The sequence below is a fragment of the Flavobacterium erigeronis genome, assembly GCF_054075165.1.
Map to the genome: position 1 here is coordinate 161414 of NZ_JBSKGP010000009.1, position 13641 is coordinate 175054.

Consider the following 13641-nt stretch of genomic DNA (forward strand, 5'->3'; position numbering starts at 1 on the left):
GTCACTTAAAAATATTTATGTTTTTTAATTCTATAGCATTTGCTATTTTTCTGCCAATCGTTTTCTTCCTCTATTGGTTTGTTTTTAATAAAAGCAAAAGCACACAAAATGCATTGCTAATTGTTGCGAGTTATTATTTTTACTCTTGTTGGGATTGGAGATTTTTATTTCTATTGGTTTTTTCCACTTTTTTAGATTATTACACTGGAATTCAAATAGAAAAAGGAAAATCTCAGAAAAGCCGGAATTTTTGGTTTTGGCTTAGTATTATAGTTAATCTAGGTTTTTTAGGAATATTTAAATATTATAATTTCTTTGCCTCTTCATTTGCTGAGTTATTAACTTCTGCAGGTTTTAAAGCGAGTCCTATTTTATTGAATGTTATTCTTCCTGTAGGAATTTCATTTTATACTTTTCACGGACTTTCGTATGTAATTGATATTTATTTTAAGAGAATAAAAGCCGAATATAATTTTGTGGATTATTCCTTATTTGTAAGTTACTTTCCTCTTTTAGTGGCTGGACCAATAGAACGAGCAACTCATTTATTACCACAAGTAAAAGTAAAAAGAGAATTTAATTATCAGACTGCCAAAGAAGGTGTCTACCAAATTATTTGGGGATTAGTCAAAAAAGTAGTTATTGCAGATACATGTGCACCTTATGCAAATGCTATTTTCGATAATTATACTTCAATGAATTCTTTCTCACTTATTGTGGGAGCTATTTATTTTGCTTTTCAGATTTATGGAGATTTTTCAGGATATTCAGATATTGCTTTAGGAGTTTCAAAACTATTTGGTTTAGACTTATTGCGAAACTTCAATTATCCTTATTTTTCAAGAGATATAGCCGAGTTTTGGCGCAGATGGCACATTTCTCTTTCTTCATGGTTTAGAGATTATTTGTATATTCCTCTGGGCGGAAGCAAAGGAGGGCTTTGGATGAAAATCAGAAACACGTTTATAATTTTTGTAGTTAGTGGTTTTTGGCACGGAGCAAACTGGACTTATATCGCTTGGGGATTTATAAATGCAGTTTATTTTCTTCCGTTACTTTTATCAAACAGTAATCGAAATAATATGGATGCCATTCAATTAAGATTCAATTTTGATTCGGTAAAGATATTTGCTAGCATATTGTATACATTCTTATTGACTTGCGTAGCATGGGTCTTTTTTAGGGCGAGAACAATAACAGATGCGGTTTCATATCTAAAACGCATTATAACAAGCAAGGATTTTAGTTTTCAATATCTCGATAACGAACGTTATAGTTATGAATTGTTATTGATGATTGGCGTTTTTGTTTTAATAGAATGGAATAATCGTTTAAAAATAGAACCGCTTTCAGGAAAAATGAGCATGTTAAAAACAGCTTTGGCCATTTTAGCTATAATGGCTTTTGGAACTTTTTCAGATTATAAAGAATTTATATACTTTCAATTTTAATGAAGAAATTTGTAATTTATACAGCAACAATTGTTTTAATAACTGTGTTAATAGCATTTCTTTTAGACGGAATCTACACGTATGTCTTTATGCAATCTCATGAAAGAGGGAAAATTGAGAAAGTTTTTAATTCAAAAGCTCAGAAGTACGATGTTGTTATTCTTGGATCTTCAAGAGCAAATAATCACTTTGTAGCTCAAATGTTTGAAGAAAAAGGACTAAAAACATTTAATTATGGAATGAGTGGAGGCCATTTATTTGAAGCATCGCTAATGCTAAAATTAATGTTGGAAAGAAAATACGAGATAAAAAATATCATTCTCGAAGCCGATTTAAACCTTTCAAACGAACATCAAGCTGAAGGAATTTCTGCAAGATTTCTGCCATACATTCATGATTCAGAAATTATAAAAGATCATTTCTCGAATGAATCAGATTTTGACGAGCTATATTATATTCCTTTTTATAGATATATAAAATACGATAGTAAAATTGGATTTAGAGATTTTTTTTTCGTTTCTATTGGCAAAAAAACAAATGCGCAAGATAATTTAGGATATTATCCTCTTCAAAAACATAAAAATGGCAATATGAAAAATAATATTGCAAATTTGAATCCTTTGCCACATAATAAATATTACGAAGAAATAAAAAGCCTTTGCAAAAGTCACAATATTAATTTTATAGCAGTTATGACGCCAATGTGCGAAAATGTAAAAGGAATGAATTATTTCGATAAAGTAAAAAAAGTATATCCAGAGATTCATAACTATGAAAATGTAGTTGTAGAAGATAAATATTTTTCGTCTTGTGGACATTTGAACGATGCTGGAGCTAAGATTTTTACAGCAAGAATATTAGAAGATTTTTTCACAAAAAAATAAAATGAAAAAAGATAGGGTTTTATTATTGTTTCCAGACGGTGTTGGTATAAGGAATTATCTTTATTCAAATGTTTTTAAGAGTTTTAATGGCGATTTAGTTCTCTTTCATAATTTCGATTCAGAAACTGTACGAGCTATTGAAGAGAATACTTTTATCAATGAAGATATTGTAATTCCAGATTATAAAGAATCGTTTAAAGAAAAGTTTCTTCGTGAATTGATATGTCTTTCAAGATTGTACTATAATGATTCCAAAGTTGGTAATCCAACATTATTAACCAATTGGAATTGGAATCAAAAGTCATTTGCTAAAAAGAGTTTTTACAAATTTATTCAGTTTTTAGCTCCTCATTTTAAAAATTATTCTAGTATTTTAAAACTCGAAAAAAAATATCAAAAAGCTATTCGCCAAAATATTTTTTACAGTGAGGTTAAAGATATTTTAAGCGAAACGAAACCTTCAATTGTTTTTTGTTCACATCAAAGAGCATTAAAAGTAGCAACAGTATTTAGTGCCGCTGTTGATTTGAATATTCCGACAGCAACCGTTATTTATTCGTGGGATAATTTACCAAAAGCACGTATGGCTTTACGAGCAGACAACTATTTGGTTTGGTCAGTTTACATGAAAAATGAACTGAATCTCTATTATCCAGAAATAGCACCTCAGCAAATTCATGTAACAGGAACTCCTCAGTTTGAATTTTATCAAGACTCGGATAATATAATTGATAAAGAAGTTTTTTATAAAAGATATAACTTAGATCCTAATAAAAAAATTATATGTTTCTCAGGAGATGATACTAAAACATCTCCTGATGACCCATATTATTTAAAAGATATTGCGGAGGAAATTACCAAAGCGAATTTGCAACATGAATATCAAATCTTATTAAGAAGATGTCCCGTAGATTTTTCGGGTAGATTTGATAAAGTATTAAAACAATATAAGGATTTAATCAAGGAAGCTCCCCCGCTGTGGCATTTCACCAAATCAAAAGAATGGAATTTAGTATATCCATCAATTGATGATGTCAAATTATTAGTTAGTACTGCTTTTTATTCAGATACAGTAGTTAATGTTGGCTCAACAATGGCGTTCGATTTTTCCATGTTTAATAAACCGTGTGTATTTATTAACTATGATCAAGAAAATAAGACTGATAAGAATTGGTCAGTAAAAATGATTTATAGGTTTCAACATTTTAAAAGCATGCCAAATAATAATTCTGTAATTTGGCTCAATGGTAAAGAGGAAATCATCAGTAAGATCATATATAAAAAAGATTGGATTTCTATAGAAAATTGTAAAAAATGGCTTGAAATAATAAATGTACAGGATGTAAATAATGCATCATTTAAAATTGCAAAAGTGTTAGAAAATAGAAGAGAAAAAAAATAATATGATAGAGAAAATCAGAAAGTTTTTGTGGAAGATTCTGGGAATTAATTATTATAATTATTTAAAAGGAAAAAGATCAACATACTTAAAAGATGCTAAATGGGTATATGTGGGAAATAAAACATATGATAACGGTGCTTTTGTATGGAAATGGTACAACAATTCCAAGCTGCAGATTGGTAAATATTGTTCTATTGCAAATGATGTTAATTTTATTTGTGATTCTGGTTATCATACAGAAAGTGAGATTACTTCTTTTCCATTATTCCATCACGTTTTAAACAAAGATGAAGAGTTGACAATCAACAATATTGTATATAAAGTCGATAAGATAACGAGCTCTTTAAAACCTGATAAGGCAAATATAGTGATTGGGAACGACGTTTGGATAGGAATGAATGCCACAATTTTGCCAAGCGTCACAATTGGAAACGGAGTAACTATCTTAGCGGGAGCTGTAGTGTCTGAAGATGTTCCTGATTATGCAATTGCAGGTGGAGTACCTGCAAAAGTTATAAAAATTAAACATACCTCAGAAAATATTAATGCATTGAACAATATAAAGTGGTGGGATTGGTCTGAAGAAAAGATTAAAGAAAATATAAACGATTTCTATTTACCTATTGAAACATTTATTCAAAAACATTTATAATGCACATCTGTTTTTTAACAAACGAATTTCCAAAAGAAGGATTCCCGCATGGCGGGATAGGTACTTTTGTTAAAACACTTTCTGTTGCATTAGTCAGAAATGGAATTAAAGTTTCAGTTGTCGGAATTAATTATACTACAGAAACAGAAACTCAAAATATTGACGGTGTAAATGTTTATCGATTAAAACCAAATAAAACAAAAGGATTGTCATGGTATTTCAATTCTGAGGCAATCAATTCTAAACTCCGAGAAATTCACCAAGAGAATCCTATTCAGATTGTTGAGTCTTCTGAACTTGGGCTTGCGTTTCTTTCTAAAATAAAAGGCATAAAATATATTATTAGACTTCACGGAGGACATCATTTTTTTGCCGAAAGTGAAAAAAGAAAGATTAATAAATGGAAGGGATTTCAGGAAAAAAGGTCATTTAAGAAAAGTGACGCGTTTATTGCTGTTTCGCATTATGTAAAAAATCATACCGAGAAATATCTAAGTTTTAATAATAAACCTATAGCTTATATAAGTAATCCGATTGATACAGAGTTTTTTAAACCCAAAGTAACTGAAAAAGAATATAAAAATAGAATTGTTTTTGCTGGTACAGTTTGCGAAAAGAAAGGTGTGCGCCAATTGATTCAGTGTTTTCCATATGTAAAAAAAGAATTTCCAGATGCAACTCTTGAAATTTATGGTAGAGATTGGTTTTTTCCAGATGGAAGCTCTTATATAGAGATGTTAAAAGAAAACGAAATATCGCAATTAGGTAAGCTAGGAGAAGATATTCATTTTAATGGGGCAGTTTCTTACAGCGATATTCCCAAAGTATATTCAGAAGCTTCTGTATGCGTTTTTCCGTCACATATGGAAACTCAAGGTTTAGTCGCTCCAGAAGCAATGGCCATGGAAAAAGCAGTTGTTTTTACAAAATATGGTCCAGGGCCAGAGATAATTGAAGATTATGAAACAGGTTTATTGTGTGATCCACTGGATGTGGAAGATATAGCAAAAAAAATTTTATGGTTTTTTGAATATCCAGAGAATAGCAAAATGATTGGTGAGAAAGCAAGACTATCAGTAATGAAAAAATTTGATAATATATTTATTAGCAAAAAAAATATAAATTTCTATAAAAACTTATGAACACTATTTTCTTGTCTTTTAGTATTTCAAATTCTTCTGTAACAGATTTTTTTTTGCAACTTGCAAATAAGCTTGCAGAAGAAAATAATGTAATTATAATTACAGATAGATTAGAAAGAAAAATTGAAGCTAATTCGAATATTGAGGTTTTCAAATGGCCTTCAGTTAGACCAAACAAGTTTAAAGATTTTGTTTTTTTATGTAAACTAATAAAAAGATTTAAACCAGTATTGATGGTTTCAATTTTCGGAGCGGTTAACATGTTTACCGTTGCAGGCTTTATATTAAATGTAAAAAATAGAATAGCTTGGTGTAGAACACTTTCAACACAATTTAAAAACAGCAAAATGCTTGAGCTTAGAAAAAGGATGGTTTATAAATTGTGTACAAATGTTTTGGTAAATTCATATGCGGTTAAACAAGACCTTATAAATAATTTTGGAGTAAAAAATGAAAAAATTCATGTTATTTATAATGCTGTAAAAACTCAAAATTTTCAAAATAAAGTTGAAGTTGAGAGTAATAAAATTGTATATGCAGGTCGTATGCATCCATCTAAAGGAATTGACACGCTTTTAAAAGCTATGCCGAAAGTTTTAAAAGAGTTCCCGAAATTGAAACTAAAAATTATAGGTGGCAATCTTAATAGTAGTGAATTTGAAAAATATTTAGAAATGACTCTCTTGTTAAAGATTAAGGATAATATAATTTTTACTGGAAATCAGTCTAAAGAAGTTTTATTGAATGAATTTTCATCAGCTTATTTTTCAATTGTGCCTTCTATAACAGAAGCATTTGGTTTTGTTATAATTGAAAGTTTCTCAGTCAAGACGCCTGTTATTGGTGCGAATAATACGGGTATAGCTGAAGTTATTAGGGATAAAAAAGACGGATTCCTATTTGAAACTCAAAATGAAAATGATCTTTCAGAAAAAATGATTTTTTTATTAAAGCAACCTGCACTTAGAAATGAATTTAGCGCCAATTGTTATGAAAGATTTCTAGAAAAATTTGAATTAGAAAAAAACACAAACGAAACCGCTAATATGTTGCAAAGTTTAATATAACATATTTTATGAATAAATTCTATATAGCTAAATTTTTATCACAATTCTTACCGCCAATTATTTCTCAAAAAATTAGGAACTGGATTATTACTGTAAAAGAAGCAGAAGATTTAGAATTAGATTTTGAAAGAAAAGTTTTCACAGGAGGTACATTTAAAGGGAACACTAAAGATTTTCATGCTTTTAAACTTGCCATTCATGGGTTTTTTGATTGGCGAAATATTGTATTGGCTAAGAAAATATTAAAAATCAAAAATGGAGATATTATTGAAGTTGGTGCAAATATTGGTACCGAAACAATTTCTTTTGCAGATTTTAATAAAAACAATTTAATCCATTCATTTGAACCAGTCCCTTTAAACTTTAAGTGTTTAGTAGAAATTAAGAAGTTGAATAACTTTGATAATCTACATCTTTATGAAAAAATTGTATCTGATACTACAGGCAGAATAGATTTTAAAATACCAACTAAAAATGATTCTGGATCGGGACATATCGCTTTAGAACGAAATGAAGAAACAATTGAAATTGATATGGTATCCTTGGATAGGGAATTAATTGATATACAAAGCTGTTCTTCTATTATTATTGATGTAGAAGGCCATGAATACAGTGTTCTAAAAGGTGCCAAAAATATTATTAATAAGTTCAGACCTTTTATTATTTTGGAAGTCAATGGGAATTATTTAGAAAAAAGAGCAAATATAAGTGTTGATTTTCTTTATAAAGAAATTGAGAATATGAATTATGATTCTTATTATATTGATTCTTTGGGAATAAAAAAGGTTGATATTGAGAAATTTAGAATAAAAACTAATAAAAATTGGATTTGTATTCCAAAGGAAAATGAAAATTGCTACAAAAAATTATCTAATGCAGTTTTATATAATGCTATAAAACCTTTTTTTTAAAGTATGATATTCGCAATAATTACCCATGCTATTCATTCTAACAAAAATGGACATTTTTTTTCTTATGCACCATATGTGAGAGAAATGAATATATGGAATAAATATGCTGATCAGGTTATTATTACTGCTCCTATTAGTACAAGTAAGGAACCAGAAATTGAATTGGTTTATGAACATTCTAATATTAAATTTATTGAAATTAGTAATTTTAATATACTTACTAGTAGAGCTAAAATTCAAGCTTTTTTTAAAATTCCAAAAAATGCATATGAGATCTATAAGGTAATGAGAAAAGCGGATCATATACATCTCAGATGTCCAGGAAACGTTGGATTGTTAGGTTGTTTAATTCAAATATTTTTCCCTTCAAAAAAAAAGACAGCAAAATATGCTGGAAATTGGGATCCTGAGAGTAAACAGCCTTTTACTTACAAATTACAAAAGTGGATTTTAAGCAATACATTTTTAACTAGGAATATGCAGGTTTTAGTTTATGGAGAATGGGAAAAACAGTCTAAAAATGTTAAGCCTTTTTTTACAGCGACCTATTCTGAAAGCGAAAAAGAAACTCTTCCGAAAAAAAGTATAAATCTAGACGCAACTTTTATTTTTGTTGGAAGCTTAGTTTCTGGGAAAAATCCACTGTATGCGATTAAACTGATAGAGAATTTAGCAAAGAATGGTGAGAATGTTACGCTTCATATTTTTGGAGAAGGAATTGAACGAGGAAATTTAGAAGTTTATATAAAAAATAATCAGCTTGAAAGTTTTGTTTTTTTATATGGAAATCAAAATAAAGAAACGGTAAAGCAATTTTACAAAAAAAGTCATTTTGTAATTTTACCTTCAAAAAGCGAAGGATGGCCAAAAGCTATAGCCGAAGGAATGTTTTGGGGATGTTTGCCAATAACAACAAATATTTCTTGTCTACCTTTTATGGTTGATTACGGAAAAAGAGGAATTTTATTAGAAATGAAGCTTGAGAAAGATTTAATAAAAGTTAAGGATATTCTTTCTGATGAAAACTTATTCACAATAAAGAGTAGACTAGCTGAAGAATGGTCACAGAATTTTACAATAGACAGATTTGAAAGCGAAATTGAAAAATTACTTATAAAATGAGAGTCTTACAGTTAATAGATTCTTTAGAGGCTGGTGGAGCAGAGAGAATAGCAGTTAGCTTTGCAAATTCTTTAACAGAAAAAATTGACTTTTCAGGGTTAATAGCAACAAGGAAAGAAGGTCAGCTGCTTAGTCAATTGAGTCAGAACGTTTCCTATCTATTTTTAAATAAAAAGAAAATATTTGATTTCGGAGCGGTTTTTAGATTAAGAAATTTTATAATTAAAAATCAAGTAACTATAATTCATGCTCATGGCTCTTCTTTTTTTATTGCGATTTTAACAAAATTAACCATGCCAAAGATTAAGATTATTTGGCATGATCATTATGGAGCGAGATCTAAGGAGTCAAGAAAAAAAAATAAGGTTTTAATTTTTTGTTCATTCTTTTTTTCTTCCATTTTTGTAGTGAATTTACAATTAAAGGAGTGGAGCGAAAGAAATATGCTGTGCAATGAAATAATCTTTATTCCAAATTTTTCATCTTTAAAAGATAAACCTGAGAAAGCAACGACTTTAGAAGGTTTTGAAAATAAACGTATTGTGTTTTTGGCCAATTTAAAAAGCCCTAAAAATCATATTGCAATCCTAAAAGCTTTTCTTGATTTAAAATTAAAAGATTTAGATTGGACATTACATTTGGTAGGAAAAGATTTTGAAGATTACTATTCCGAAATTTTGAAAGACTTTATTAACAAAAATTCGTTAAAGAATCATATTTTTTTATATGGAAATAGAAGTGATATTCAGCATATATTGTCGCAGGCTTCTGTAGGAGTTTTAGCTTCAACAGATGAAGGGTTTCCCGTAACGTTACTAGAATATGCTTTGGCTGGCTTACCGGTTGTTTCGACAAATGCGGGTTATTGTTCGGAGATTATCGATGATGAGGTAAATGGGTTATTGTTTGATCCGTTAAATGAGTCAGAAATAAAAAAGAAATTAATCAAAATTATAGAAAACGAACCGTTTAGAAATAAGCTCGCAGAGAATTTCATGCAAAACGCTAATAGGAATTATTCAGAAGAAGTGGTGGTTGAAAAGCTAATGAAGTTATATAGAAAATAAAAAATGCAAAATAAATCAATATCATATACATTTCTTGTTTTGATTCATATAGTCGTAGGGCTGGCTATTTTTGTTGTGCCTTTTTTATCTAAAATTTATGCACTTTTAATACCCGTTGTAGGGCTTTCAATTGTTATTAGAAACCAGAATAAAAATAATGAAGTAATTTTTGTATCTGCATATTTAGTAGGAATTGAGGTTTTTCTACGAATGACTGGAGGTAACTTTAATAATGAATACGTAAAATTTCTCGTAATTTTTTTTATGATAGTAGGGATGTTTTACAGCAATTTTTCGATAAAATCATTCTTATATGTTGTTTTTTTATTTTTATTAGTTCCTGGGGTTCTAGTCGTGAGTTCTGCAGAAAATATTGATTTTGATATTAAAAAAGCTATAGTTTTTAACTTGTCTGGAGCATTATGTTTAGCAATTGCATCTATTTATATGTATAAAAAGAGATTTTCGTTTTCGCAGTTACAAAATGTATTAGTTGCGATTGGTTTACCTATTATCTCAACAGTTATTTATTTATTCTTATATAATCCTAGTGTAAAAGATGTTGTTACAGGGACTCAATCTAATTTTGAAACTTCAGGAGGGTTTGGGCCTAATCAAGTATCAACAATTTTAGGATTAGGAATGTTTGTTTTTTTTTCACAATTGGTTCTTTTCTCCAAATCGAAAAAAGAAATATTCATAAATTTTATTTTATTAATATTGGTTAGTTATCGTGCTATTGCAACATTTTCTCGAGGAGGTGTAATTACGGGTGTTGTAATGATTTTGCTTTTATTACTTATACTTTTTTCTTTTTCAAATGATAAGGGTAAAAGGAAAATTATTTTGGTATTTTTATTTGCAGGCATACTTGGAGCAGGAATATTCGCATACACATCATTACAGACTTATGGAATGATTGAAAAAAGATATGCTAATAAAGATGGTAAAGGAAGAGAGAAAAAAGACCGCTTAGGAGGTAGAGAGGCTGTTATTGATACAGATTTAAAATTGTTTCTAGATAATCCTATTTTGGGTATTGGAGTAGGAATGGGTAAAGAAAATAGAAAAGAAACTTTAGGACAAGCTGTAGCAGCTCATAGCGAGATTTCTCGTTTGCTTAGCGAACATGGTTTATTTGGTATATTTAGTTTTCTTATTTTACTTTTCGCACCTTTTGCTCTCTATATAAATAACAGACAACATATCTATTTTTTTTCCTTTTTTCTCTTTTGGCTTCTTACAATCAATCATGCAGCATTAAGAATTGCCGCCCCTGCTTTTGTATACGCATTGTGCCTCCTTTCTGTCCAAATAAAAATTCCCGAAGAAACAGAAAATTAATAGGTTAGTTGTTTTTTTTTGCGATACATTTGCTCTGCCCAACAACCAAATTTAAACCTACAGTGATATCATCAAAAAAGAAAATGCATTTCGAAATTTCGGAGAGGAAAATATTACTTCTTTCTTTCGATGCTGTTTTTGTTTTATCTGCTTTATATTTACTAAGCTCCATATTCGATTATCATTATTTTGATTTTGATATGCACAGCTCGCTGAGCATTCTTTTATTGATAAGCTATCTTTACATTTTTGGAGTAATATTTGAAATTTATAATTTGCAGGTTGCCAGCAATCAGCTTCAGATTCTGCAAAATGTTGTTTTTACTGCCACAGCCACTGTTTTAGCTTATTTATTCACGCCAATACTTTCCCCTGTTCTTCCAAAACAAAGGTTAATTATATTAATATTCTACTTTACAATATTAATTACACTTTTAGCATGGCGATTATTTTACTGTTATTTTCTAGCTTCTCATCGATTCTCACAAAATGTGGTTTTGATTTGTGGTCAAAGTGAAGTCGAACGATTAGTTTTGGGACTTGAAAATGTTGATCCGCACTATAAAATTATTGGTTTTGTAAACTCCGACTCTATTGCAGAAGAAAATTTAGATTTTCATTATGTGAAAGAAATAAAGAAGGAAGATCTAGAGCATTTTGTTTCTACACACAATGTCTCGGAGATTATTATTGCATCGCAAAAAACAGATGGTATTACTTCAGATTTGTACCAACAGTTGCTTCATTTGCTAGAAAAAGGAAATATTATTAGAGAATATAGTCAGGTTTACGAGAGCAAAACACAGCGAATTCCTGTTCATTATATAGAAAGAGACTTTTATAGGTTTTTCCCTTTTAGTAGAAGCAATAATAACAAACTCTATTTGTTTTTTACTCGACTGATTGAAATCGTCTTTTCTGTTTTAGGTCTTTTAGTTTCTCTAGTTTTCGCCCCGATAATTTTTATTTGTAACATCTTTGCCAATAAAGGTAGCCTATTTTATACGCAGGAAAGAGTTGGTAAAAACGGAGTGGTTTTCGAAATTTATAAGTTTAGAACCATGACAGAAAATTCAGAAACCAATGGGGCTGTTTTTGCTGTTCATAATGATAAAAGAGTTACGCCTTTTGGTAAATTCATGAGAAAAACTAGAATTGACGAACTTCCACAATTCATCAATATTTTAAAAGGAGATATGGCTGTAATTGGTCCAAGACCTGAGCGTCCTTTTTTTGTTGAAGAAATTGCTGCTGTAATGCCTTTTTATGAAACACGCCATGTAATTAAGCCTGGACTTACAGGTTGGGCACAGGTCAATTATTCATACGGAGAATCAATCGACGAAAGTTTGATTAAACTTCAATATGATTTGTACTATATCAAGCACAGAAGTGTTTTTCTCGATTTAAGTATTACCTTCAAAACTATTACGACAGTTCTGTTTTACAGAGGTCAGTAATTTTAGATTATAATCGGGATTGGTCTTTTGTTACGGATTGCTGTTCGTACCAGAACTACTCCGCTTGTAATGATTAATGGCAACGTGATAAAGAAATGTGCTTTGTTAATCAAAAACAAAAAGTAAATTACTAAAAGTACAAAGTTGATTAACGAAAATCTATAAGTCCATAATTTGTTTTTGAAAATGGAGAACAAAACTAAAACCAATAAAAGCGGACTAAATAATAGAACATTATAATTCATTGCCAGTTCTTGGTGAAAAGAGTAAAATCCCATAATAACGAAGAATATTCCAATTAATGATAGAATCGAAAAATAGATTTTATCTACTGTTTTGTTTCTTGCAAAGATTACAAAAAGCAAGATGAAGATATACGTGTAAATGTTGTTCCACCAAGATTTTGGTGTTTCTTTTGTGAACTCTAATAGTGTTTTGCTTTTTGCTGCCAATGGTTTATTTTGAAAAGTAGTTTTGTCTAAACTATTTTTCAATTCAAATGGAAGAAAAATTCTTGTTCCCATTTGATCGACTTTTGTTCCAAAAATAATACTGGTTCCCAACTGATCATAGAAATGACCGTCAAAGTAAGGGAAGAGAATAGAACGATAAGTTTTGTCTGTATCGTCTTTTTTTACAATCACATTTCCGCCTAAAGTTTTATTCACGACATCAACGACCATAGAGGTGCAGTTTTTATCAATGAATTTATAAGTGTAATAACGCTCTTCAGAATCTAAAACAGCGTTTAATTTATCGAAAATTTTTTGCTTTAAATCTTGAGAAATCAATAATTCCTGCTCATAGATGCTTCTCTTCTCATAGGTATATTCGTTGAAAAAATCGGCATAAGAATGCACAGTTGCAAAATATTGCAAATCTCCTTTTGCAAATTTCATTACGAAATTAGGCGTTCTAAAATCAAAAGTTCCATAATTGTAAACAACATCAAAATTGTTTCCTGGATCTAAAACTCTAATTCCCGTATGCCCAAAATAAGAATACGTTTCGTTTCCCAATCCGCAGGTCAAAATACTTACTTTAGCATCTTTAGATAAAGCTAGGCTTTGGCTAAAACCAATAAAACTGGATAAGAATAATAAAGTAAAAAGTGCTTTTTTGAACATGACAGTTTTCAT

At 29.7% G+C, this 13641-nt stretch carries 12 protein-coding genes; 11 read left to right on the top strand and 1 reads right to left on the bottom strand.

Annotated elements, in window-relative coordinates; all coding sequences use genetic code 11:
* Positions 1 to 17 precede the first annotated feature (17 nt).
* The 11 genes from ACWA1F_RS18050 (at position 18) to ACWA1F_RS18100 (ending at position 12502) form a co-directional block, all read left to right on the top strand.
* Positions 18 to 1451 carry an MBOAT family O-acyltransferase gene (locus tag ACWA1F_RS18050; protein WP_456895662.1) on the top strand — a complete coding sequence of 478 codons (1434 nt, stop codon included), beginning with the start codon at positions 18 to 20 and terminating at the stop codon, positions 1449 to 1451.
* Positions 1451 to 2335, top strand: coding sequence for a hypothetical protein (locus ACWA1F_RS18055; protein WP_456895664.1), 885 nt, complete (start codon positions 1451 to 1453; stop codon positions 2333 to 2335). Before ACWA1F_RS18050 ends, ACWA1F_RS18055 begins: the two co-directional genes overlap by 1 nt.
* A gap of 1 nt (position 2336) precedes the next feature.
* Entirely contained in the window at positions 2337 to 3737 is a 1401-nt protein-coding gene (locus ACWA1F_RS18060) for a glycosyltransferase family protein (RefSeq protein ID WP_456895666.1), read from the top strand.
* A gap of 25 nt (positions 3738 to 3762) precedes the next feature.
* A complete protein-coding gene (locus ACWA1F_RS18065; RefSeq protein ID WP_456895668.1) occupies positions 3763 to 4389 on the top strand; it encodes a CatB-related O-acetyltransferase in 627 nt (208 codons plus the stop codon).
* Positions 4389 to 5531 (top strand): glycosyltransferase family 4 protein, encoded by a 1143-nt coding sequence (locus ACWA1F_RS18070; RefSeq protein ID WP_456895670.1) that lies wholly within the window; start codon positions 4389 to 4391, stop codon positions 5529 to 5531. The genes ACWA1F_RS18065 and ACWA1F_RS18070 overlap by 1 nt, the downstream gene beginning before the upstream one ends.
* Positions 5528 to 6598 carry a glycosyltransferase family 4 protein gene (locus ACWA1F_RS18075; RefSeq protein ID WP_456895672.1) on the top strand — a complete coding sequence of 357 codons (1071 nt, stop codon included), beginning with the start codon at positions 5528 to 5530 and terminating at the stop codon, positions 6596 to 6598. Before ACWA1F_RS18070 ends, ACWA1F_RS18075 begins: the two co-directional genes overlap by 4 nt.
* Before the next feature lie 8 nt (positions 6599 to 6606).
* Complete coding sequence (locus ACWA1F_RS18080) at positions 6607 to 7509, top strand: FkbM family methyltransferase (RefSeq protein ID WP_456895674.1); 903 nt, start codon at positions 6607 to 6609, stop codon at positions 7507 to 7509.
* A gap of 3 nt (positions 7510 to 7512) precedes the next feature.
* The gene (locus ACWA1F_RS18085; RefSeq protein WP_456895676.1) at positions 7513 to 8631 is read left to right on the top strand and encodes a glycosyltransferase; all 1119 of its coding nucleotides are present in this window, start codon (positions 7513 to 7515) and stop codon (positions 8629 to 8631) included.
* Positions 8628 to 9698 (top strand): glycosyltransferase, encoded by a 1071-nt coding sequence (locus ACWA1F_RS18090; RefSeq protein WP_456895678.1) that lies wholly within the window; start codon positions 8628 to 8630, stop codon positions 9696 to 9698. The genes ACWA1F_RS18085 and ACWA1F_RS18090 overlap by 4 nt, the downstream gene beginning before the upstream one ends.
* A gap of 3 nt (positions 9699 to 9701) precedes the next feature.
* Positions 9702 to 11042: an O-antigen ligase family protein gene (locus ACWA1F_RS18095; RefSeq protein WP_456895680.1), complete on the top strand. Its 1341-nt coding sequence runs from the start codon at positions 9702 to 9704 to the stop codon at positions 11040 to 11042.
* Between the two features lie 65 nt (positions 11043 to 11107).
* Positions 11108 to 12502, top strand: coding sequence for a sugar transferase (locus tag ACWA1F_RS18100; RefSeq protein WP_456895870.1), 1395 nt, complete (start codon positions 11108 to 11110; stop codon positions 12500 to 12502).
* 2 nt (positions 12503 to 12504) lie between these two features.
* Here ACWA1F_RS18100 and ACWA1F_RS18105 read toward each other — a convergent pair whose 3' ends face one another.
* A complete protein-coding gene (locus tag ACWA1F_RS18105) occupies positions 12505 to 13641 on the bottom strand; it encodes a lipoprotein N-acyltransferase Lnb domain-containing protein (RefSeq protein ID WP_456895682.1) in 1137 nt (378 codons plus the stop codon).